This window comes from Clostridium paraputrificum (genome assembly GCF_900447045.1).
GTDB classification, from domain to species: domain Bacteria; phylum Bacillota; class Clostridia; order Clostridiales; family Clostridiaceae; genus Clostridium; species Clostridium paraputrificum.
Genome location: NZ_UAWH01000015.1, coordinates 333,438 through 356,958, shown reverse-complemented (window position 1 = coordinate 356,958; position 23,521 = coordinate 333,438). Strand labels below are relative to the sequence as shown.

The following is a 23,521-nucleotide window of genomic DNA, read 5'->3' as shown; positions in this document are numbered from 1 at the left end:
TACTCATCAGCAGAATGTATACCAGCAAAAGCAAGTTTAAAAACACCAATTGTGAAATTTAAAAAAGGTGAAGAACCTTCTATAACTATGAATATTCCTCTTGTTTCTGCAGTTATGCAGTCAGTATCAGATGATAAAATGGCTATAGCCCTTGCTAAAGAGGGAGGAATATCATTTATATATGGTTCTCAAACTATTAAAAATCAAGCTGAAATGGTAAGAAGAGTTAAGAATTATAAAGCTGGGTTTGTTGCTAGTGATTCCAGTATAAAACCTGATGAAACTCTTGAAGATATACTTAATTTAAAAGAAAAAACTGGACATAGCACAGTTGCAGTAACAGATGATGGAACATCTACAGGAAAGTTGGTTGGAATTGTTACAAGTAGAGATTATCGTATAAGTCGTATGGACAAGTCTACTAAGGTTTCTGAATTTATGACGCCTATAGACAAGGTTATTTATGCAAAGGAAGGAATAAGTCTTCGTGAGGCAAACGACATAATTTGGGATAATAAACTTAATGCGCTTCCAATATTAAATGATGAACAAAGACTTGTTGCTTTTGTTTTTAGAAAGGATTATGATTCTCACAAAGAAAATCCAAATGAGCTTTTAGATGAGCAAAAGAGATTTGTTGTAGGGGCTGGAATTAATACAAGAGACTATGAAGAAAGAGTACCAGCATTAATAGATGCAGGAGCAGACATTCTTTGTATAGATTCATCTGAAGGGTTTACAGAATGGCAAAAGAGAACTATTACCTTTATTCGTGAAAAATATGGTGATAAGGTAAAGGTTGGGGCTGGAAACATAGTAGATAGAGAAGGCTTTAGATTCCTAGCTGAAGCAGGAGCAGATTTTGTAAAGATAGGTATAGGTGGAGGATCTATATGTATCACTCGTGAAACAAAAGGTATTGGAAGAGGACAAGCTACAGCTGTAATTGAGGTTGCAAAAGCACGTGATGAATATTATAAGGAAACGGGAATCTATATTCCAATATGTTCTGATGGTGGAATAGTTCATGATTATCATATTACCTTAGCTCTTGCCATGGGAGCAGATTTCTGCATGCTTGGTAGGTATTTTTCAAGATTTGAAGAAAGTCCAACAAATAAAGTAATTATAAATGGTAACTATATGAAGGAATATTGGGGAGAAGGTTCTGCAAGAGCAAGGAATTGGCAAAGATATGATATGGGGGGCGCAAACAAGCTTTCCTTTGAAGAGGGAGTAGATTCCTATGTTCCATATGCAGGCCACTTGCATGGCAACTTAGAGGTTACCTTAGCAAAAATTAAATCAACTATGTGCAATTGTGGGGCCTTAACAATTCCAGAACTTCAAGAAAAGGCAAGGATAACTTTAGTTTCATCTACAAGTATAGTTGAAGGTGGAGCACATGATGTTTTATTAAAAGACAAGAATGGAATGACGGTAAAATAGAAGGTATAAGGTAAGAAGGTACAAGCAGTGCTTCGCACAGTATAGATAAGAAGTTACGGAGGAAATTCTGCTAGCGCTAGTGTTTTTTACAATTAATAAGTCGGCTGTATTAAATGGAAAGTATATTTTATTGGAAGATAGTTTTTATTCTAATTTTATGTTCATTAGGATGGACAAGCACTTAGGATTAAAAATTTTCTGTAAGAAAATTATCCATAACTTTTCACTATTAACTATTATCTATCCACTAAAAAATTATTGCAATGAAGGGATTTAAATAAATGTTTGTACTTTCATTAATACTAAGTATATTAAATAGTTTTGGAGGTGGCTTAGTATGAAAGTTAAAATGTTTTGTGATATTACAGGGAAAGGTGCTATGGTTAATCTTCCTATGGAACCTAGAATGCTATTAGATATGCAAGGGGAATTACTTGAAAGAGAGAATCTTGGATATATATTATGTGCAGATGTTAAATATTATGATGAAGATAATAATGAAATAGAAAATATATTTATACTTAACAAATCATTGTTTTAAAATTAGGGAAAATAGAATATTAGTAAAAGGAGCCAGTATTGGCTCCTTTTTTACTTACCTTTAGTACGGGTGGGGGGGATTTGTTTCCATGTGACTTGGAGCTTGCGACGGAACAAGGGAAATAAATATCCGCCACACCTTTTTTAGTTACTAAATGCTAATTTTCTATAAATTATGCTATAAGATGTACAAAGGTTAAATAAAGAATTAAATACAGTAGAGCATAGCTCTGTAGCATTTTTATAATCCCACATATAACTAGGGGCTCCTAGTCTATATGATTTAATTTGTTCAATTATATAATAATTCAAAGTTTTTGGCCCGTATAATATATTTGAGCTTTCAGTGTTTATATTATTATCCATTGCCACTTCGCTATTTTCCTCCTCAAGTATAAACTTCTCTAAATCATTTTCGTATTTAAGATGTTTTCTTAATGAATCGAAGTTTCCTCTTATATGAGCATGACAACAGAAATCACATAAATAATGAACTACTATACCTGCTCTTATAGAGTTAAATATATTAAGTTTACCTGAGTTTGAGATTTTTTCTATTTTGCTATAAACATATTCTGATGATTCTTCAAAGTAGTGGGGATGAACTTTATAAGAAGCAATCAAGTCAGGTAATATTGTTCCAAGATAAAAAAATGGTGAGTAATATTTTAATAAAACATTATCCTTGTTATTATTTATTATTTTTTTTGCTATAAATAAATGCGTTTTTAATTTCATAAAATCTAGCTCCCGTAAAAATTTTGTTACGTGGTTTTATTATATGCAAAAGTTCTTAAATTACTAACTTAAATATAACGGAGATAATTAAAAAAGTAAAACTGTAATTGTTACCTATAAGGGAATTTATTGTTCCGTAAAGTTTTAAAGTAGCTAAACTTAATCTTATATTACTAGGTTTTGAAATATTTTTCATTTAAAAGTATACATAATGTGGAAAAATATTAAAAAATTGATATTAGTATTGATTATTGTGTATATAGGTGTTAATATCTGTATATGGATAATATATACACTTAGGAGGAAAAATGAATATATTAATTAGTAATTCTTCATCAGTTCCATTATATGAACAAATTTCCAATCAAATAAAAAATCAGATATTAAATGGTGAATTAAAGCCTAGTGAAGCCTTACCTTCAATAAGAATGCTAGCAAAAGATTTGAAGGTAAGTATTATAACAACTAAAAGAGCATATGAAGAACTTGAAAAAGAAGGTTTTATAAAAACAGTAGCTGGAAAAGGAACCTTTGTATCAGAAGGTAATTCTGACAGACTTAAGGAGGCAGCTATATGTGAAATAGAAATTAAGTTAGATGATGCTATTAGTCAAGCTAAAGCTATTGGATTAACATTAGATGAATGCTTAGAAATATTTAAAAGTTTATTTTTGGAGGAGTAATTTTTATGAAAGCTATAGAATTTAAAGGAGTTAAGAAGAGAAGAGGGAACTTTCAACTCTCTATAGATGATTTGTTAATTGAAAGTGGTTATATAACAGGTTTTATTGGACCGAATGGTTCAGGTAAAACTACAACAATAAAATTAATAATGAATATGCTTAAGATGGATTCTGGAATCATAAAGGTTTTTAATAATGATATACGAGACTACTTCGCTTATAAAAGTGAAATTGGTTATGTTGGGGATGAAGCAGGTTTCCTAGATACTGTTAAGGTAAAGAATATAAAAAAGTACATGAGTAATTTTTATGAAAAATGGGATGAAGATTTATATAAAAAGTATATAAGTAAGTTTAGAATAGATGAAAATAAGCTATATAAAGATTTTTCAAAGGGGCAGAAAAAACAATTTGAACTTATAATTGCCTTATCTCATCATCCAAAGCTAATTATTATGGATGAGCCAACTGCTAACCTAGATCCAAGGGTTAGAAGTGAATTGTTAGAAATGCTTCAGGAGCATATTGAAAGAGAGGAAGCAACAGTTTTTTATTCTACTCATATAACATCTGATTTAGAAAAGACAGCAGATTATATAGTTATGATTTATGAAGGTAAAATAATTTTAACTGGAATAAAAGATGAACTATTAGAAGAACATGCCATTATAAGGGGAAAAACTGAGCTTTTAGACATGGAATCTGAGAAGATTTTAAGAGGAATAAAAATAAATAGGTATGGATTTGAGGGGATGACATCTGATAAGAATAAAGCTTTTGAGATATTTGGAAAAGAAGTGGTTTATGATAAGGCTACTTTAGAAGATATTTTACTATTTTATACTAGAGGTGATGAAAATGCGTAATGTTATAAGTCTTGTTAAAATGCAATTTGAAAATTTATTTTCATTAAATAGAACTTTTTTAGCTATGATTGGAATAAGTGTACTTATACCTTTTGTAATTCCAGAGATGGCCACATATGCTGTTGGAATAATAGTTATAGCATTTACCAATATTACTGTTGGAAGAGAGAAAGCATGTAATATAGATAATCTTGTAAGAACACTACCAATAAAGGTAAATGAATATATTTTATCTAGGTATGTATTTGGAATAATAGGAATTTTCATTTCTATTGGAATTATGAGTATAGTTGCAATATTCTTAAATGGAAGCCCATATATATCAGTGGAAAGTGTTATAATATCAGCTCTTGTAATTGGAAGTGTAGTAGTAGGAATAATAACTCCTATTGTAACAATATTAGGCCCTGAAAAAGGTAAGATAGTTGTGATTATTCTTACAGTTTTACCACTTATGTTTACAATGAAATTACCTGAGCTATTAAGTGATATAAACATAAATATATTGAATAAGAATATATTATTTTTATTAATTATGTTGGTTACAATATTGATAATGTATATATCTTATTTAGTAACAGTTAATATATATAAGAGAGTAGAACTTTAATATTTATTAGGGGGATGGTCAATGAAGAACATAGAATATCTTTTGAGAATGCAATATATAAATATGATGTCAATGAACAAAACCATAATATTAACATTAAGCCTAGGAATTATAAGTTCATTGATTTTTCCTGAACTTTTATTAGTTTCTATAATAGCTGTATTCTTTGTAGTAATGTTCAGTTCATTAGGTGCAGAGAAGAGATGCAATGTTGATAATCTAGTTAGGTCTTTACCTGTATCTAATAAAGAATACATTTTTTCAAGATATCTTTTCAATATAATAAGTAGCATAATATCAATTATTATAATTACTATTTTAAGTATAATAATAAAAGATTCTATAGATTTAACTATTGGGATGGTATTTCTTTTGGAATTATTTTATGTTGGAGTATTATTGTCAATTACTTTACCTAGAACACTTTTTTATGATTTTAAGAAAGTCAATGCATTGGACTATTGTTTGATAATTATTCCTATGGTTCTTATAGTAAACTCAACATGGAAGTTAACAATTGAATCTTTTCCAAGTACCAACATATATGTATTAATTATTTTAGGCATTATTTGTTTGGTAATATGTGTTTTCTTTTCGTATGTGGTTGTTCTACATATCTACGAAAGAAAAGAATATAGTTAATTTAATGTAGACGGGCATCTTTATTGATGCACGTCTTTTTATAATTTTATCACAAAGAAAAAAGGCAAGGCTATATTATAAGTAGGTAGTAATCTTTAGGAGAGGCAAGGTGGAAAACAATAACTTTTATAATCTTACAGATGAAGATGTAGAAACATTGAGGCTTTTAGATCTGCAACTATATGGAAATTTAGTATTTATAGTGTCAGATGTTTTATCATATATATCAACTATTGAAAGTATAGACCTAGTTTATAGTAAATATGAGAATACATCAGAAAACTTGCCAGACCCAGATGTGCCTGCTTTAGAATCTGCTTATTTAGCAGTAATAGCAAGAAGTATTCTTTTTGATATAGGCTTTGCTAGGTATGGACATTTAGTAGAAAAATTTAATAATGGTGAAATAGATTTTTCACTTAGTCCTGATGAAGATATAAATTTAGGAAATATATTTGGAATGATTTCATATATGTATTTTTTAAGAGGTGTTATGGGAATTTATGAGAGAGATTTAAGCTTACCTGTATTTGGACTATAGATATGGTATACTTAGAATAATCTAAGTTATTGAAAGGAAATTATTATATGTTAGAAAATATAAATACAGATGATAAAAAGTATATATACGTTGCAAACTATCCTCCTTATGAAAAGGAGTTATATAAAATGGAAATGAAGTCTTTATTTAAGAATGACATAGAAGAAAAGTATTTTTTCTCTGATATATGGGTTAATCCTTCAAGAAGTCCATTTATAAAAGAAGCTTTAAAAGTGATTTATGAAGGAGATAGTGTAGAAGAAATTTGTAATAAAATAAAGGAAGAAAATCTATCTTATGACGATTTTAAGGTTGTTTATGTTAAAGCAGAAGAGAAGAACACAACCTATGAAGAGAGATTAAGCAGTTTAAGGGCAGTTGGTTTTGTTATAACTGGTGAGCCTGATATTCATAACCCTAGAGTAAGAATTGGAATTAGCAAAGTAGGGAACAGATGGTATTTTGGTGAATATGAAAAGAACGACTTTGAATGGCATATTCATGATAAAAAGCCTTACTCATATTCAAATTCCTTAGGTATAAAACTGGCAAGAGCCTTAGTTAATATAGCTGGAGGCAATGACGTTAATATAAAAATGGTGGACCCTTGTTGTGGAGTAGGAACAGTTGTTATAGAAGGAGTGTCCATGGGATTTAATATTAAAGGATTTGATATTAATAAACAGATCTGTAGTAATGCTAGAAGAAATTTAGAGTTCTTTGGTTATAATGATGTGGTTAAAGGAATGGATATTAAGGATATAGAAGAGAAATTTGATGTGGCAATAATAGATTTACCTTATGGATTATTTACACCAATAAGACCTAGTGAACAGATGGATATTATAAATTCTGCAAGGAAAATAGCAGATAAATTAATTTTAGTTACCTTTGAAGATATGGATGAATTTGTGTATAATGCTGGATTTAAAATTATTGATAGATGTAAGGTATCTAAAGGGAAATTTATTAGATACATAAGTATTTGTATTTAAATAGAGGGTGCTCACAAAAAGTGATGCATCCTCTAAAATTATAATTGGTAGAGATATAGGCTTAGCTTATTTTTTCCCAAGGCCCCCATTGTGATGCACCTGGAGTTTCTCCTAATGTCCACCATTTTGCTTTATATTGAACACCTTCGTACATTACAATATCTCCTGAAAGATAAATTTTCGATGAGTCATATACAGGAATAGATGTGTCTATTACAGTAACCTTTGAATAAGCTATAGTACTTCCACCTTTGCTATCTGTAACAGCATAAGTAATTGTGTAAGTTCCAGCCTTTGTAGTATCAACAGAGCCACTAACAATTATTTTATTTGTTAAGTCTCCGTCTTCTTTGTCAGTTGCAGTTATACCATCTAATGGACTAAAGCTGTCACCAATTAGAAGTTGTTTGTCTGCAACTCCTAAAATTATAGGTAAGGTATTACTTGGATCAGCTTGAGAAGATCCAAATGTTGCAAAAATTTTAGAATGTTCATATTGACTAGAAATTCCTGAATTATTATCAAGTAGTGCATCTCTATTTAATGACCAATAGGAGGTCATTCCTATATTATTTGCTTTTGCGTGATTAGTAACAAGTTGAGACCATGCAGGAGTAAATATAGGGTCTGAACCACTTTCATATCCTATAGAAACAGTTACACCTAATTTAGCATAAGCCTCTGAATCTGATAGGGTAGTATTTGCATATTTTTTGTAGTAATCCTTTATTTGATTTTTAGTAGAATCCATGGCTCTTACAGAAGCTGTACCATAGTTTTCATTAGGTTGTAGTACACCACTTCCATAGCACATTGCCATTATATTAATGTATTTTAAGTTTACGCCATTGGATAGATAAGCCTCTAAAACATCTAGTTGTGTTTGTGTAAGTCCTGATGGAAGAACAGGTAGAGTTAAAGAAACCTCAACTCCTGTTTCATCTTGTAACTTCTTTATTGCCTTTGCATTAGCAATATTATTTTGTTTGTTTTGAGCTCCACCTTCTACATCTAAATCTATTCTTTTTAAACCATATCCATTTACAATATCAAGATAAGTGTTATATAAAACATCAATATCTTGAGATGTTTGCCAAAAAGCAACTCCATTAGCTCCGCCAAAGGATATTGTAGCATCTCCGCCTAGCAATCGTAATTCTCTTAAAGATTGTTTAATTGCATCATATTGAGAATTCATCTTCCCTTCAGATAAAACAGAGTATCCACCCCATCCCCAATTAACTTTGCCATTAGAGATTGAACCAGTAGACTGAATAAATGCTAAGTTAAAGAATTTAATACCTGTATCTTGGGATAATTTACTTAAATTTGCGGGTCCTCCAGTATCTTCACCTACATAGTAGCCTTGTTTGGTTACCCAATCTACCATATCTACATATGGGGCATTTACTTGGGTTGGCCAATTTTTAATTCCTACTCCAGCACCAAAAGAACCTGCAGAAGTTGCTGCATTAACTTTTAAAGACATAGGTAACAAGAGAGATAGTATCATGATGCATGGACAAAAAACTTTCTTAAAGAAGTTTTTTCTCATTATTAATACGCCTCCTAATTTAATTAATATTTTCTTATGTCAATAAAATCTAGGTAAAAGTTTACATGTAATGCTGAGATGTAATTTTAGAGTTAATTTTTGAAATGTCATTTAAAGAATTCTTATAGCTAGAACTAGCTAATATCGCAATAGATATCCATTTATTAACAGTATAAGCCTGTTTGATAAATAAATCAAGCTGACTTTTATAAAAACTTTAATGAAATACTAATTGATTTTATATTAATAAATGCAAGTAAATAATTTAGTGATTGATGTATAGAATAAACCTTAAAAAATTTACTAAATTTATCAAAGTATATAGGAATGATGGTTAACTTAGTATATAATGTAAAATAAGAGTGATAATATTCGATGAATATTTACAATATAGTTATTAAGGAGAGTATTTTATATGAATAAGAAAAAAATACTACAAATAATTTTAGCTGGTGCAACTTTTTCAGGAGGAATGTCATTAGCTAATAGTTCTGTAGCTGCTACAGAATTAACTAGTGATAATATTTTGGATATAGAAAGCATTATGAATTTAAATGATTCATACGAAGGAAAGGTTGTAAACGTTGATAGTAATTTGAGAGTAAGAGAAGGTGCAAGCTTACAATCAACAGTTATAGGATATTTAGTAAATGGTGAAGTAGTTAATATAAAGGGTGAAACTGAAGAATGGTATAGAATTGACTTTAAAGGACATGAAGCATATGTGTCAAAGGAATATATAGAAGTTACTACATTATCTAAAGCGTCTAGAGCGGTTCAAAAGGGACAGGTATATAACACAGGTGGAGTAGGATTAAATGTTAGACAAGCTGCTAGTTCAACTTCAGCCAGAATTGGAATATTAAAAGATGGAGAAGTTGTACAAGTTAACTCTAAAAGTGGAGATTGGTATAACATAAGTTATGGTAATAAAACAGGATTTGTACATAGTAAATATATTAAGCTTATTCAAACAACTGAATCTGGTACAAATAATAACATAACTAAAGGAAAAGTAAAGAATATTACAAGTAATCTTAGAGTTAGACAAGCCCCAAGCACAAGCGCTTTAACTATTGGATACCTTTTAGGTGGACAAGAGGTTGAAATAACTGGTGAAAGTGGAGAATGGTATAAAATTAACTTTAATGGGAAAGTAGGATATTCTCATAAAGATTACATTACAAAAATATCTAATGGTTCATCTGGTTCATCAAATAATAACAATGGTTCTACTGTTACTGAAAAGGATGGAACTGTTGATGCAACAGATGGATTAAGAGTAAGAGAGGGAGCAGGAACAAATACTAAGATACTAGGAGTATTAACTCATGGTTCAGCCGTAAAGATAGTTGATACTAATGGGAGCTGGTACAAGATAAAGTATGGTTCAGGGTATGGATATGTACATAAAGATTATATAAAAATAACTTTTTCAGGATCTACTGGGTCAACAGGTTCAGGATCTCAAAACAATAATTCATCAAATAATAACAATGGTTCTACTGTTACTGAAAAGGATGGAACTGTAAATGCAACAGATGGATTAAGAGTAAGAGAGGGAGCAGGAACAAATACTAAGATACTAGGAGTATTAAATCACGGTTCAGTCGTAAAGATAGTTGATACTAATGGAAGTTGGTATAAGATAAAGTATGGTTCAGGATATGGATATGTACATAAGGACTACGTAACAATTAAAACATCAAGTAACAATAATAATACACAAGAAAAACCTGATAATAAGCCAGAAGTAGTTGTAAAAAAAGGTGAAGTTTATAATACAGGAAGTAATCTAAGAGTTAGATCAGCAGCAAATACTAATTCTATTGTATTAGGATATTTAGTTGATGGAACAAAGGTAGATATTATAGGTAGCGAGGGTAATTGGTATAAAATTAACTTTAAAGATAAAACTGGTTTCGTAAGTAAAGATTATGTAAGGCTACTAGATGAAAAGCCAACTACTCCAGTAGTGCCACCTGTAACTCCTGAAGTTCCGGATGTTCCAGAAGATAAGCCACAGATACCTGATGAAAAACCAGAAGAAAATCTAAAGGTTATATCTATTGGAGCTGTTAATGTATCTAACCTAAATGTTAGAAGTGGAGCTGGGACAAGTTATGCTATAAAGGGTTCAGTAACTATTAACCATATAGTAGAAATTGTTGGAGAAGAAAATGGTTGGTACAAAATAAAGTACAAAGATAATACAGCATATGTAAGTTCAAAGTATATTAATATAAGTACCGGATCAAGTAACTATGGATTAACTGTAGACAAATTTGCTGAGTTACAATTTCTTAAGTTAAATATGGTTCAAAAGGATGGAAAGTGGGTTAATGCTTCTCTTGAAGACATTAAATATTATATGAATCCAAATAACTTTATAAATGATGTTAGTAAGTATATGTTTATGAAGTTAAACTATGTAAATGGAATTCCTATGTCTGTAATTAATGAAGTTATACAAGGAAGAGGAATTTTATCTGGAAAAGGTAATGCATTCTTAGAAGGTGCTAAAAAGTACAATGTAAATGTAATGTATCTTCTTTCACATGCTAGACTTGAAACAGGTAATGGTACATCAACACTATCAAATGGCGTGTTAGTAACAGAAGTTGATGGTGTCCCAGTTGAACCAAGGGTTGTTTACAATATGTATGGTGTAGGAGCAATTGATAGTGATCCATTAAGAGGTGGCTCAGAATATGCATATAAACAAGGATGGTTTACTCCAGAACTAGCAATTTCAGAGGGGGCTAGTTGGATAAGCAAAAACTATATAAACAGTACTAAATATAATCAAAATACATTATATAAGATGAGATGGAATATGAGTTCTACAAGTATTGGATGGCATCAATATGCTTCTGATATAGCTTGGGCAGAAAAACAAGCTAGAATAATGGCACCATATTTAGAAAAGTGTGGAGTAGTCTTTGAATTTGACATACCGACATTCATAAATTAATTATTATTTAGAAAAGAGAAATTGTTTTGCAATTTCTCTTTTTTAATCTCTAGATTAGTTATAAAATTTTAATTAGCTATAAATCAAAGGTATTATTACATTTTCTTTACCATCAGTATGTGGGGAATAGATATTTATTTTTCTGTGATTTGGAACTTGCGATAAAACAAGCAAAATAAATACCCCCGACCTTTTTTGTTGATTAACTACTTCCTGTATTATACAATTAAGGTGAAGTAATGGATTTAGGGGGGAATATGAAAAAATATACTTTACAAATTATAATAGGAATTCTTATCTTTATAAATATTATTTCATTAAGTTATATAACTAAGCTTAATAAAAAAATAGATATTAATAATGATTATATAAATGGTTTAAGTGGAGAGTTAAACAGGATTAGATTCCAACCAAAAGATGATAACTCTCTTATAAGTGATTATGATCTTCCTTCATACTTGGTTATTAAGAACGGAAATACAGAAAAAATTGAAAATGCTAAAGGTTTATTTAATTATGATAGAAATATGAGCGAGATTATTAATTATTATGGTTCCATTAGCTATAGAAATGAAATTTTAAAACTAAAAGGTAACCTAGAAACTAATATATCTTACTTATCAGGTAGCTATCAGGATGGGGGTCCAAATGAAATTCAAATATATAAATATACAGTTGATATTCTTGAGAATAATAAGATTATTTCATCAAAGGAATTTGTAATTAATGACATAGGTACTAATAATAATCTTTCTATAGAAGAAAATGTAAAGAGGAATTCAAATTATGAAATACAAGTGAATGTAGTAGATAATTTAGGTAATAAATATAAGTATTCTTTAGTTAGTGGAAAAGCAACAGAGGTTAATTTTACTAATTTAGATCAGCAATATAGGGGAGAACTTATAGATGTATATAATAAGGATGGACAAGTGCTATATCAATGAAGTAATTAGAAAATAAAGAGCATAAGTATTGACTTTGTAATTTAGTTGATATATACTGTTTTAGTGAATTAAATAGAGACAGTTCGTGAGCCTCCTGTCAATAAACAAAACTACGGCAACAAAGCATAGGATTTATATTGCTTTTTATTGTCGTGGAAGAATTTCTTCTACGACTTTTTTGTTTTGCATGGCTTGAACTAATTCTCGAAGAATGGGGGAGTAGTTATTATGACAAATGAATTAAAAACAAAAAGACTTGTAAGAACAGCAGTAATAGCAGCTTTATATGCATTATTAACTGTTGCACTTGCACCAATAAGCTATGGGAATTTTCAGTTTAGAGTATCTGAAATTCTAGTATTATTAGCTTACTTTGATCCTTTCTACATAGGGGGACTAACTCTAGGATGTTTCATAGCTAACTTGCTTGGACCAAATGGAACAATGGATGTTATTTTTGGAACTTTAGCAACATTTATAAGTGTTGGAGCTATAAGCTTAACAGCAAAATATATAAAGAACAAAGCTTCTTTAGTTATAGCTTCATTATGGCCAACAATATTTAATGGAATAATTATTGGATGGATGTTAAATGTTACGGTAGGAGCACCTTTATGGTTAACCATGGGTGAAGTTGCATTAGGTGAATTTGTAGTTATTACAATAGTGGGGATTCCGATATTTAAAATGATACAAAATAGATATACTAGATTACTTAAGGAAGAATTTTAAGTATAAAAGAAGGCTCTAGCAAAAACTAGAGTCTTCTTTTTGCAATTAATGTAAAAGTAAAATGAGAAATATATTAGGTAAAATATATAATAAAGCCTAAAAGAAAGTTTTAAGTCAATTTACTTTCACAACTAAGATGTGTAATCATTACTTTAAAAGAATTTCGTTATTATAAAGGCTTGTAGAAATAATTTACATCAATACTGAAAATTAGTAGAATAAGTTTGATAATAGAATGGAGGAGATGATAAAATTGAAGAAGAGGAAAGTTTTCTCGTGGCTTATTGTAATCGTTTTTATTGTATCTTTAATACAAATGCCTATTTTTACAAGTGCTTCACTTGAAAATGAATCGGTTTTTATTAAGATTCGTTATAGTAGAGAAGATTCTAACTATGATGGATGGAATCTTTGGGTTTGGGAGGAAGATAAAGAGGGTAAAAGAGTAGACTTTATTGGTGATGACAGTGAGGGGAAGTTTGCTGTGGTCGAAACTAGTAAAGATGCAGGAAAGTTAGGATTTATCATTAGGAAAAGTGTTCAAGGAAATGATTGGGCAGAAAAAGTATTCAATGATGATAAGTATGTGGAATTAAATAAAGGCGATACAGAAGTTGTGGTAAATCAGAATGGTTCAGAACCGACATTATCAGAAAGGAAGATCAAATCAGATTTTGATAAGGTTACAGTAAACCTTAATTATTTCAGATTTGATGGTAAATATACTGATTGGGATGTATGGGGGTGGCTTGGAAGTAATGCTGGACAAGGTTATCCTTTTGTTGAGAGTAATTTTGGAAGAGTAAGTTCAATGTCTTATGACAATGTAGGTGCTGATGATAAGATAGGCTTTATTATAAGAAAATCAGATTGGTCTCAAAAGGATTGGGAGTCAGATAGATTTATAAATAAGGTTTATGCTAACAACGATGGATTAATTAATGCATATGTTGTTCAAGGAGAAGGTACTGTATATTACTCAGAAAAGGATGTAGTAAAGGACCCTAAAATAACATTTGCAAAAATTGACACTTTAAAAGATATAACTTTTAAGACTAACTTTAAGTTACCTTCAAAAGATATATTAAATAAAGTTACCTTAACAAAGGATAATAATAATCTTGAAATTGAGAGTGTAACAGTAAATGATAATTTAATGGAAGGTGCTATTAAGGTAAGAGAAAACTTAGATCTAAATTCTAAATATCAATTATCAATAGAAGGGTTTAATGGTAAGGAAGTTTCATTAGGAAAGATATATGATAGTGAAGAATTTGCAGAACTTTATACTTATTCGGGTACTTTAGGAGCTAATTATTCTAAGGATAAAACAAGGTTTGTATTATGGGCACCAACGGCAACAGAAGTTAAGCTTGCTTTGTATGGTAAGAGTGGAAGTAACTATACAAATAGTGCTGAAGAAGTACTAGCTATGACTAAAGGTGAAAATGGAATATGGTATATTGAAAAAGCTGGAGATTTAAATGGTTTGTATTATAACTATTTAGTAACAATAGATGGGAAGGTGAATGAGGTTACTGACCCATATGCTAAAGCTGTAGGGGTAAATGGTAACAGAGGAATGGTTATTGACTTAGCATCAACAAATCCTGAAGGATGGGAAAATGATACTAAGCCAGAATTAGTGGATCCTACAGACTCTATTATTTATGAAATGCATATAAGAGATTTTTCAATAGATGAGAACTCAGGTGTTACTTTAGAGTATAAGGGAAAATATAATGGAGTATGGCAATCAGGTACAACTATTCCAGGAAGTGATGTAAAAACTGGTGTTGATCACTTAAAGGAATTGGGAGTTACAACAGTTCATATTCTTCCAACATTTGACCATAGATCAATAGATGAAACAAAATTAGATACAAAACAATATAACTGGGGATATGATCCTCAAAACTATAATGTGCCTGAAGGTTCTTATTCTTCAGATCCATATGCTGGTGAAATAAGAATTAAAGAATTCAAGGAAATGGTTCAAGAATTGCATAAGTCAGGAATTAGAGTGGTTATGGATGTGGTTTATAATCATACAGGTGCTACTTTAGATTCTAATTTAAACCTAGCAGTTCCTGATTACTACTATAGACAAAATTCACAAGGTGGTTTCTCTAATGGATCAGGTTGTGGTAATGAAACAGCTTCAGAACGTTCAATGGTTAGAAAGCTAATTGTTGATTCAGTTGTATACTGGGCTAAAGAGTATCATATAGATGGATTTAGATTTGACTTAATGGGATTACATGATATAGACACTATGAAAGAAATTCGCACGGAACTTGATAAGATAGATCGAACTATACTTATCTATGGAGAGGGGTGGACAGGAGGAGATTCACCATTATCTTCTGAAGATGCAGCAATTAAAGCTAATACAACTAAATATGGAAACATGCAAATTGCTGCTTTTAGTGATGATATAAGAGATGGTATAAAAGGGCATGTATTTTCAGCTACTGCACCTGCTTTTGTAAATGGTGGCGAAGGTTTTGAAGAGACTATTAAGTTTGGTATAGTGGCAGCTACTGAGAACTCACAAGTAGATTATAGTAAGGTTGCCAATGGAACTAAGGCATGGGCTAATCAACCATATCAAACAATTAACTATGCTTCAGCTCATGATAACTTAACTCTATGGGACAAACTTCAAACTACTAATCCTAATGCATCAGAAGAAGAAGTACTATTAATGAACAAGATGTCAGCTGCAATAGTATATACATCACAAGGTATTCCTTTCATTCAAGCAGGAGAAGAGTTTGCTAGAACGAAGGTTAATCCAGATGGAAGCTTTAATGAAAATAGCTATAACGCTCCAGATAGTGTTAACAAAATAGATTGGAAAAGAAAGGTTGAATATAGTGATTTAAATAATTACTATAAAGGATTAATCTCTCTTAGAAAGTCACATAAGTCCTTTAGAATGAACACTACTGAAGATATTCAAAATAATCTTAAGTTTATAGATGTAGAAGACAAGAATTTAGTTGCTTATACATTAGATGGAACAAATGTAGGAGATTCTTGGGACAATATAGCAGTAGTATTTAATGCAAATAATGAAGCGAAGGAAGTAACTTTACCTGGTGAAGATTGGGTTGTAGTAGTGGATCAAAATAATGCTGGTATAGAGAAATTAGCAACTATTGAGGGCTCAAAGGTTACAATTCCAGCTCAAACTTCTTATGTCTTAGTTGATAAGTCAAGCTTTGATGAAGGAGAAATTGATAATGGTGAGGACTCTGATAAACCATCAGAGGATACTGATAATAATAAGGTAGAAGGTAATAATAGTAGTAACCCAAGTAAGACAGGTGATGAAAGTAGTACATTACCAATTCTAATTTTATTATTAGTTTCTGGTTTAGCAGTAGGAGTATTTGCTAAGAAGAAACAATCTTTAAGTAAGTAATTTTCATAAAATTGCGCCCCTTTATATATGTGGGCTGTGTCAGATTTCTGATACAGTCCGTTTTTTTATTATAAAAAAGGGTTTAACAGAATAAAAATATAATAAAATGTTTATTAAAGGATTTGTTATGTTTATTGTTATTAATAAGAAAAGAATTATAATATTTGTTTTAATTTTTATATGTATATTAGGAACTGTATTCTATAAGTTTAGTAGAGAAGATAATACTCTTGTGGCTGGTGGAGTTTTGTTTAGAGGTGAAAAAGTTAAATATTACGAAGAAGAAGTAATGTATGAGTGATTATGAGAAATATTTTAGACCTTCAAATATTCCTATTTTAAATACATCTAGTGAAGCAGAAGAGTTATTAAACCAATATAGTGGAAATAGTAAAAAAGTAGTTATTCCAGACAATTATTTAATTACTCCTAATAAGACTATAATCAATTATTTTTCAGTACTAAGGGAAGCTGCAAATGTTGAGAGGGATAAGTGGGCTGGTTGTGGTACTATAGGCAGGTGGAGAGAGCCTTATAGAATAGCATATGAATTCTTTACAAAAGAATACAAGGAAAGGGTTAACTTTAAAGCTTATGAAAATTCCTTTTTAAATCTTCTGCACATAAATCTAATTAAGTTTAGAATTATTAATAATACAGAAAATGAAATGAAGTATTTCTTTGAAATAGAGACAATACAAGGATCAAAAGAGAATATTGCAAACTTTGTATATTATTATGGCTTTATAAATCTTTCTAATGAAAATGGTGTATATAAAATTAAAGATATAACTATATCACCAGAGGAATATCTTTGTGCACCATATCATGGGTGGAGCTATGATGGTAAATCTAAAGTTGAAATTGAATATGGTGATTGGTGTAAGCTTATTAAGGAATTTTATGAGGCAAACACTGAAGGATATGTGAAAAATATCTATTTTAAGGGAACAGATAATAAAGACTATAGAATTGAGTTCTACATTTTGACTAATGATTATGATATAGAGGTAGCTCAATACATTAAAGAGGATGGAAAATGGAAGAGTATAAAATTAGATCCAAATAAATGTTTAAAGGAAGAGTAAAGTACTCTTCTTTTCTAGTTTAAGAGAAGTATTTATGATAAAATATCCTATTGGAGGTGAGGAGTAATGAATATTAAAGTTGTTAGAGATAATGTTATGAAGTTTAGTTCTAGCTTTAGTAGAGAAGGGGCAAATTCCATACTTAAAGCTAAAGGAGTAAAAGATCTTAAGGGTAAGAAAATAGAAAATATTTATCATATATATGGGAAAATAAATAGCGAAAATAAGGATTACAACACGCATATTAAAGTTGATATGAAAACTAATAAGGTATTAGATACAAAATGCTCCTGTGATACCTTCATAGAAAATAGAAGACATATTAGAAACTATGTTTGCAAACATATTATAGCTACTAATCTAGCCTTTTATCTTGTTGGAAAATCTAAAGCATCAAATATAAATAAAAGAAGTGAAGAAGTTGTAAATAAGAGAAAATTAAAGTTACATATATCAATAAAATGTAGCATGTTAAATGAGATTAATACATATAAATGTGAATTTAGAATAGGAGAATCAACTACTAATTTAATTACATCACTTAAAGATTTCTTGGAAAAGGATACAATTATATTTAATGATCTATTTACATACCACTCTAGAAGAGACTTTTTTAGTGAAGAGGATACAAAAATAATAGAATTTTTAAAAAGTCATAAGGAAAAAATTAGTGACAGATTCTTAAATTTGAAAGGAAAAGATTTAAGAGAGTTCCTTTCGTTATTAAATGAAAGAAAAATAAGTTTTAATTATGATTTTATAACCTATGAATCTAAAGTGAAAAAGGAGAATGTTCCTCTTTCTCTTACAATAAGAGCTGATAAGGATAGTTTTATATTAAGATCACAAAAGAAGTTTCCTATTTTATTATCTAATACTGGAGATGTTATGTTCTATGATAGGGATATTTACCTTCCCCGTAAGAAAGCTATGGAAACCTATCTTCCTTATCATAAATTATTTATAAAAAATAACGAGATAAAGTATGAGAAGAACTTAAAGGCTTTAAATAATCTTCTTTCAGACTTAAAGAGCATTACAAAGAATGTTGTGCTAGATGATGGAACAAGAGGGTTCTTAAGAGATATCTCTAAACCTACATTTAGAATATACAAAGTTGGAAAAGAAGTTTACTGCAATGTAAAGATTGATTACTGTGGTTATATTATAGATTTAATTAAAGATAAAAATGATAAAAGCTTTTTAAGGGATTTTAAGAAGGAAAACTTAATAGATATAAAATTAGAAAAGGTAGGATTTATAAAAAGAGAAAGAGATTATTTTTATATAGGTAATGGAGAGTTTGACCTTTTAACAACAGGTGTTAAGTTATTAAGACCTATAGGAAAAGTTCAGTTTTCAAAAGAATTTGAAGATATTCAAATATTAGATAGTAGCTTTATTAATTCATCCATAGTAGAATTTGATAACTTTTATAGATTAAACTATGAAGTTGGTGATTTTACAGTTGAGGAATTAAGTAGTGCTATTGCATTTATGAAAAAAGGTGAAAGATTTTTCAAAAGTAAGGATAGATATCTAGATTTAGAAGACCCAGGAGTTTGTGAGTTTTTAAATTTAATTGGAGAATTATCAGAAGATAAATTAAGCCTTGAAATAGATATAGATAAGAACAAAAGCTTATATCTTCAAGAAAAACTTAGAGTATTAGATTTTATTAAAGGTGGGGATGTTCTCCAAAAAATTGTTCAAAAGCTAGTTAATAATGACTTTAAAAGGTCAGTTACCCCAAAATCCTTTAATGGAATCTTAAGAAAATATCAAAAAGAAGGATTTAAGTGGTTAAATGAACTTTCAGAATTAGGCTTTGGAGGAATATTAGCAGATGATATGGGCCTTGGAAAAACAATTCAGGTAATAACTTTTGTCCTTTCTAAAAGGAGTAAAAAAACCTTAATTATAACTCCAACCTCTGTTTTATATAATTGGAAGGATGAATTTGAAAGGTTTGCTCCTAATGTAAGGGTTGGTTTAGTTCATGGAACAAAAGCTCAAAGAGATAGGATGTTAAGTGAAATTAAAAAGTATGATGTGCTTATAACAACCTATGGAACCCTAAAGAATGATGAAAATGAATATGAAAAACTACAGTTTGATTATTGCATTATCGATGAAGGACAAAATATTAAAAATCCAACTTCAAAAACTACACTTTCTGTAAAGAAAATAAACTCAAAATGTAACTTTGCCCTAACAGGAACTCCAATTGAAAACAACTTAATGGAGCTTTGGTCAATATTTGATTTTGTAATGCCAGGTTTCTTATTTACAAAAGAAAGATTTAAGGGGAAGTTTATACAAAATAAAAATACAGAGGAACTTAAGTCTTTAATTACTCCATTTATCTTAAGAAGGGTAAAAGAGGATGTATTAGATGAGTTGCCAGAAAAGATTGAAAAAAAGTACTTGGTAGATATGACAACAAAGCAGAAGTCTATTTATAAGTCTTACGTAAAGGAGATAAAGGAAAAGCTGAAGTCGTCAAAGGGTAACACTAATATGCTTACTTTTATTACAAAGCTTAGAGAGGTGTGCTTGGATCCATTCCTAATAATGGATGATTACAATGGTGGAAGTGGAAAGATAAATGCATTAATGGAGCTACTGGATAATTATATTGCTGGAAATAAAAAGATATTAGTATTTTCTCAATTTACTTCAGCTCTTAAAAATATAGAAAAAAACTTAGAGGAAGTTGGAATAAACTATATATACTTAGATGGAAGTATAGGCAGCAAAGAAAGGGGAGAGCTTGTCAAAAAGTTTAATGAAGACCCTTTAATAAGTGTATTTTTAATATCCTTAAAAGCTGGTGGTGTAGGATTAAACTTAACATCAGCAAGTGTTGTTATTCATTTTGATCCATGGTGGAACCCAGCTATTGAAAATCAAGCTACAGATAGAGCCCATAGGTTTGGCCAAAAAAATGTGGTAGAGGTAATTAAGCTTATTTCTAAAGATACCATAGAGGAAAAGATTCTATTATTACAAGAAGATAAGAAGGAACTTATAGAAAGCTTAATGGATGAGAAAGAAATGGATGGTAAGAAGTTTAAGAGACTAAGTGAAGATGAAATATTAAATTTGTTAGGATAAATAAAGTAAAGGATGTCCTGGAATGTTACCAGGGCATTAATTATATACTGTATTTATCACCATTATAGCAATAATTATTATCAATAAAAATGAATGACTTAGAGTCTTCATTCCAGCTAATAAAGTTCTGGCGCTTAACCTCAGAAATAAAATTCAAATTGTCTTTTTCTATATTATAAATATATAATTTAAGGTTAGTTGAACTATCATTATTATTTCTATTACATCCTAATATAAAAAGAGAATTAAAAATAATAAATATAGCTAATAATTTGCTTTTCATACTAGTCCCTCTTTAATTATTTATTATATTTTCACATAATATAATAAATATGTAAATGTATGTGCGATAAATAATAGTCTTTAATGAGAGGAAGGTTAGAAATTACTGTTGCCAAAATAAAGATTATCTAATATACTAATACAAGATAGATTTCAAATGAAACGAGGGAAGTTTGTGAGTGTTTAGTATCAAAAAATAGTATATTTTAATATTAATTCTTAAAGATAGGGCGATAAAAGCCTTTATTTGTTATGGAATTAATTAAACTATTTTAAGATACAAGTCCACGAACTTACTTTAGGGTAGTATTATATCTACCTTATTAAAGTTGAATTTTTAAGCTGTGGAGGTATCCATAGCTTTTTTTATTTATATTTAATATTGAAATCTGTCAAAGGGTTCGTTGACTTAAATAGAGTTAAGGAAGGTTTAAGAAATGGATAAAATATCATTAGATAAATTAAATTATTATGATTTAAAGGAAATAGTAAAATCTTATTGTGTTAGTGGTTTGGGTAAAACATTAATAGATAAATTAGAACCAAGTTCAAACCTTAAGGTTGTAAATAGAAGATTAGATGAAACTTCAGAGGGAAGAAAGCTTTTAGATGTTTCTTATCATCTACCCCTTGAAGGAATACACAATATATTTCCTCTTATAGATAAAATGGATAAGGGAGGAGTTCTAGAACCGTCAGATTTAACAATGGTTTCAGATTTTTTAAGAGGATGCAGAAAAGTAAAAATGTTCTTAAAGGACAAGGAAAGATATGCCCCTACTTTATGTTCTTACGCAGAAAATATAAGTGATTTATCTTATATAGAAGAAGAAATAAATATATCTATAAGAGGTTCTGTAGTTGATTCAAATGCATCTAAAGATCTAAAGAAGATAAGAAAACAAATTGATACTTGTGAAGGAAAAATAAAAGAAAAGCTAGATAAATTTTTAAGAAATAGTAGCAATAAAGAATGCATTCAAGAGTTTTTTATAAGTGAAAGAAATGGAAGGTATACAATTCCAATTAAAGCTGCCTATAAAAACAAGGTGGCTGGGTCTATAGTGGAAGTATCATCAAAAGGGGCAACAGTATTTATGGAGCCAGATATAGTGTCAAAGTTTACTTCAGAGCTTAATGTATTACAAGCTGAAGAAAGTATGGAGGTTTATAAGATACTAGCCATATTAACTGAGATGATATACCAAAGAATAAAGGATTTAAAAATTAATGTAGAAGTAATATCAGAGTATGATATGATTTGGGCTAAAGCAAAATATAGCTTAGACATTCAGGGGATTAAACCTAAGATTAATGATTATGGATATACAAAAATTTTAAAAGGAAGATATCCATTAATAAAAAACGGAGTTCCATTAGATTTTGAAATAGGTAAAGATTATAGAACTTTAATAATAACAGGACCTAATGCTGGAGGAAAAACAGTAGTTTTAAAGACATTAGGAATGTTAACTTTAGCTGTTCAATCAGGTTTTCATATTGGAGCTAAGGAGGGAACGGAAATAAGTATATTCCAAGATGTATTTGTTGATATTGGTGATAATCAAAGTGTTGAAAATGCATTAAGTACTTTTTCATCCCATGTACAAAATTTAGCTAGAATAATAAAGGAATCAGGAAAGTCTACACTTTTATTATTTGATGAAATAGGAAGTGGTACAGAACCTAATGAAGGTGCAGCTTTAGCTATAGCAATTTTAGAGGAGCTATATCACAAGGGTTGTATAACAGTTGCTACGACACATTATGGAGAAATTAAAGATTACTCACATAACCATCCAGACTTTGAAAATGCAGCTATGGAGTTTAAGAAGGAAACCTTAGAACCTTTATATAAGCTAACCATTGGAAAAACAGGAGATAGTAATGCTCTTTATATATCTAAAAAGATGGGGATTTCTGATTCTATTATAGAAAGAACTAGAACATACATTGAGAATAAAGACTATAATTATGCGACTATTAAAGAAAGCAAAAAGAAGAAGGTTAAAGAGGTAGAAAGTGAAGAAAAGTATTATGATTTCTCTGTTGGAGATAAGGTGCTTCTTTTAGATAAGAATGATTCTGCAATTATATACAAAGGCAGAGATGAATTTAATAATGTTGTAGTACTTTATGATAAAGAATTTATTGAGGTTAATTATAAAAGAGTTAAAATAGAATTAAAAGCAGAGGAGCTTTATCCAGAAGGATATGACTTAAATCAATTATTTGTAAGTTATAAGGATAGAAAGCTTGAAAGGGATATTGAAAGAGGATCAAAGAAAGCTTTAAAGAAGTTAAGAAAAGAAGGATTATAATAAAAAGCTGC

At 29.7% G+C, this 23,521-nt stretch carries 19 protein-coding genes; 16 read left to right on the top strand and 3 right to left on the bottom strand.

What is annotated here, in order from left to right; genetic code table 11:
* A partial coding sequence (locus DR024_RS13235; protein ID WP_111919006.1) for an IMP dehydrogenase occupies nt 1–1,449 on the top strand: 1,449 nt, incomplete at its 5' end.
* 337 nt (nt 1,450–1,786) lie between these two features.
* Entirely contained in the window at nt 1,787–1,990 is a 204-nt protein-coding gene (locus DR024_RS13230) for a hypothetical protein (protein WP_055253929.1), read from the top strand.
* A gap of 143 nt (nt 1,991–2,133) precedes the next feature.
* Here DR024_RS13230 and DR024_RS13225 read toward each other — a convergent pair whose 3' ends face one another.
* Nucleotides 2,134–2,727 (bottom strand): zinc dependent phospholipase C family protein, encoded by a 594-nt coding sequence (locus DR024_RS13225; RefSeq protein ID WP_027097777.1) that lies wholly within the window; start codon nt 2,725–2,727, stop codon nt 2,134–2,136.
* Nucleotides 2,728–3,035: 308 nt separating this feature from the next.
* Between DR024_RS13225 and DR024_RS13220 the strand changes: the two genes are divergently transcribed.
* The 6 genes from DR024_RS13220 (at nt 3,036) to DR024_RS13195 (ending at nt 7,064) form a co-directional block, all read left to right on the top strand.
* A complete protein-coding gene (locus DR024_RS13220; protein ID WP_027097778.1) occupies nt 3,036–3,410 on the top strand; it encodes a GntR family transcriptional regulator in 375 nt (124 codons plus the stop codon).
* Between the two features lie 5 nt (nt 3,411–3,415).
* Nucleotides 3,416–4,276 carry an ABC transporter ATP-binding protein gene (locus tag DR024_RS13215; RefSeq protein WP_027097779.1) on the top strand — a complete coding sequence of 287 codons (861 nt, stop codon included), beginning with the start codon at nt 3,416–3,418 and terminating at the stop codon, nt 4,274–4,276.
* Nucleotides 4,269–4,886: an ABC-2 transporter permease gene (locus tag DR024_RS13210; protein ID WP_055183832.1), complete on the top strand. Its 618-nt coding sequence runs from the start codon at nt 4,269–4,271 to the stop codon at nt 4,884–4,886. Before DR024_RS13215 ends, DR024_RS13210 begins: the two co-directional genes overlap by 8 nt.
* 21 nt (nt 4,887–4,907) lie before the next feature.
* On the top strand, nt 4,908–5,528 hold the full coding sequence (locus DR024_RS13205) for an ABC-2 transporter permease (protein WP_027097781.1): 621 nt from the start codon (nt 4,908–4,910) through the stop codon (nt 5,526–5,528).
* Nucleotides 5,529–5,637: 109 nt separating this feature from the next.
* Nucleotides 5,638–6,069 carry a hypothetical protein gene (locus DR024_RS13200; protein ID WP_051195918.1) on the top strand — a complete coding sequence of 144 codons (432 nt, stop codon included), beginning with the start codon at nt 5,638–5,640 and terminating at the stop codon, nt 6,067–6,069.
* Nucleotides 6,070–6,116: 47 nt separating this feature from the next.
* Nucleotides 6,117–7,064 (top strand): TRM11 family SAM-dependent methyltransferase, encoded by a 948-nt coding sequence (locus DR024_RS13195; protein WP_027097782.1) that lies wholly within the window; start codon nt 6,117–6,119, stop codon nt 7,062–7,064.
* A gap of 61 nt (nt 7,065–7,125) precedes the next feature.
* Here DR024_RS13195 and DR024_RS13190 read toward each other — a convergent pair whose 3' ends face one another.
* Nucleotides 7,126–8,619 (bottom strand): immunoglobulin-like domain-containing protein, encoded by a 1,494-nt coding sequence (locus DR024_RS13190; protein ID WP_111919004.1) that lies wholly within the window; start codon nt 8,617–8,619, stop codon nt 7,126–7,128.
* A gap of 415 nt (nt 8,620–9,034) precedes the next feature.
* Between DR024_RS13190 and DR024_RS13185 the strand changes: the two genes are divergently transcribed.
* The 7 genes from DR024_RS13185 to DR024_RS13160 all read left to right on the top strand — a co-directional run bounded on the left by DR024_RS13185 (nt 9,035) and on the right by DR024_RS13160 (nt 20,907).
* Entirely contained in the window at nt 9,035–11,593 is a 2,559-nt protein-coding gene (locus DR024_RS13185; RefSeq protein ID WP_111919002.1) for an SH3 domain-containing protein, read from the top strand.
* A 257-nt stretch (nt 11,594–11,850) separates the two neighbouring features.
* Nucleotides 11,851–12,540: a hypothetical protein gene (locus tag DR024_RS13180; protein ID WP_111919000.1), complete on the top strand. Its 690-nt coding sequence runs from the start codon at nt 11,851–11,853 to the stop codon at nt 12,538–12,540.
* Between the two features lie 228 nt (nt 12,541–12,768).
* A complete protein-coding gene (locus tag DR024_RS13175) occupies nt 12,769–13,272 on the top strand; it encodes a QueT transporter family protein (protein ID WP_027097786.1) in 504 nt (167 codons plus the stop codon).
* 244 nt (nt 13,273–13,516) lie between these two features.
* Nucleotides 13,517–16,702 (top strand): type I pullulanase, encoded by a 3,186-nt coding sequence (gene pulA, locus DR024_RS13170; RefSeq protein WP_111918998.1) that lies wholly within the window; start codon nt 13,517–13,519, stop codon nt 16,700–16,702.
* Between the two features lie 106 nt (nt 16,703–16,808).
* Nucleotides 16,809–17,003 (top strand): hypothetical protein, encoded by a 195-nt coding sequence (locus DR024_RS17565; protein ID WP_146742887.1) that lies wholly within the window; start codon nt 16,809–16,811, stop codon nt 17,001–17,003.
* Nucleotides 16,996–17,790, top strand: coding sequence for a hypothetical protein (locus DR024_RS13165; RefSeq protein ID WP_111918996.1), 795 nt, complete (start codon nt 16,996–16,998; stop codon nt 17,788–17,790). The genes DR024_RS17565 and DR024_RS13165 overlap by 8 nt, the downstream gene beginning before the upstream one ends.
* Before the next feature lie 66 nt (nt 17,791–17,856).
* On the top strand, nt 17,857–20,907 hold the full coding sequence (locus tag DR024_RS13160; RefSeq protein WP_111918994.1) for a DEAD/DEAH box helicase: 3,051 nt from the start codon (nt 17,857–17,859) through the stop codon (nt 20,905–20,907).
* Between the two features lie 40 nt (nt 20,908–20,947).
* On the opposite strand, the gene DR024_RS13155 is transcribed toward DR024_RS13160, so the two are convergent.
* A complete protein-coding gene (locus DR024_RS13155) occupies nt 20,948–21,190 on the bottom strand; it encodes a hypothetical protein (protein ID WP_027097789.1) in 243 nt (80 codons plus the stop codon).
* Between the two features lie 436 nt (nt 21,191–21,626).
* Between DR024_RS13155 and DR024_RS13150 the strand changes: the two genes are divergently transcribed.
* Nucleotides 21,627–23,510 carry an endonuclease MutS2 gene (locus tag DR024_RS13150; protein ID WP_099313409.1) on the top strand — a complete coding sequence of 628 codons (1,884 nt, stop codon included), beginning with the start codon at nt 21,627–21,629 and terminating at the stop codon, nt 23,508–23,510.
* Nucleotides 23,511–23,521 lie beyond the last annotated feature (11 nt).

Bases quoted from the DNA above. Each gene is read 5' to 3' on its own strand.
- DR024_RS13230 (WP_055253929.1), top strand. From the start codon at position 1,787: ATGAAAGTTAAAATGTTTTGTGATATTACAGGGAAAGGTGCTATGGTT.
- DR024_RS13225 (WP_027097777.1), bottom strand. From the start codon at position 2,727: ATGAAATTAAAAACGCATTTATTTATAGCAAAAAAAATAATAAATAAT.
- DR024_RS13220 (WP_027097778.1), top strand. From the start codon at position 3,036: ATGAATATATTAATTAGTAATTCTTCATCAGTTCCATTATATGAACAA.
- DR024_RS13215 (WP_027097779.1), top strand. From the start codon at position 3,416: ATGAAAGCTATAGAATTTAAAGGAGTTAAGAAGAGAAGAGGGAACTTT.
- DR024_RS13210 (WP_055183832.1), top strand. From the start codon at position 4,269: ATGCGTAATGTTATAAGTCTTGTTAAAATGCAATTTGAAAATTTATTT.
- DR024_RS13205 (WP_027097781.1), top strand. From the start codon at position 4,908: ATGAAGAACATAGAATATCTTTTGAGAATGCAATATATAAATATGATG.
- DR024_RS13195 (WP_027097782.1), top strand. From the start codon at position 6,117: ATGTTAGAAAATATAAATACAGATGATAAAAAGTATATATACGTTGCA.
- DR024_RS13190 (WP_111919004.1), bottom strand. From the start codon at position 8,619: ATGAGAAAAAACTTCTTTAAGAAAGTTTTTTGTCCATGCATCATGATA.
- DR024_RS13185 (WP_111919002.1), top strand. From the start codon at position 9,035: ATGAATAAGAAAAAAATACTACAAATAATTTTAGCTGGTGCAACTTTT.
- DR024_RS13180 (WP_111919000.1), top strand. From the start codon at position 11,851: ATGAAAAAATATACTTTACAAATTATAATAGGAATTCTTATCTTTATA.
- DR024_RS13175 (WP_027097786.1), top strand. From the start codon at position 12,769: ATGACAAATGAATTAAAAACAAAAAGACTTGTAAGAACAGCAGTAATA.
- pulA (WP_111918998.1), top strand. From the start codon at position 13,517: ATGATAAAATTGAAGAAGAGGAAAGTTTTCTCGTGGCTTATTGTAATC.
- DR024_RS17565 (WP_146742887.1), top strand. From the start codon at position 16,809: ATGTTTATTAAAGGATTTGTTATGTTTATTGTTATTAATAAGAAAAGA.
- DR024_RS13165 (WP_111918996.1), top strand. From the start codon at position 16,996: ATGAGTGATTATGAGAAATATTTTAGACCTTCAAATATTCCTATTTTA.
- DR024_RS13160 (WP_111918994.1), top strand. From the start codon at position 17,857: ATGAATATTAAAGTTGTTAGAGATAATGTTATGAAGTTTAGTTCTAGC.
- DR024_RS13155 (WP_027097789.1), bottom strand. From the start codon at position 21,190: ATGAAAAGCAAATTATTAGCTATATTTATTATTTTTAATTCTCTTTTT.
- DR024_RS13150 (WP_099313409.1), top strand. From the start codon at position 21,627: ATGGATAAAATATCATTAGATAAATTAAATTATTATGATTTAAAGGAA.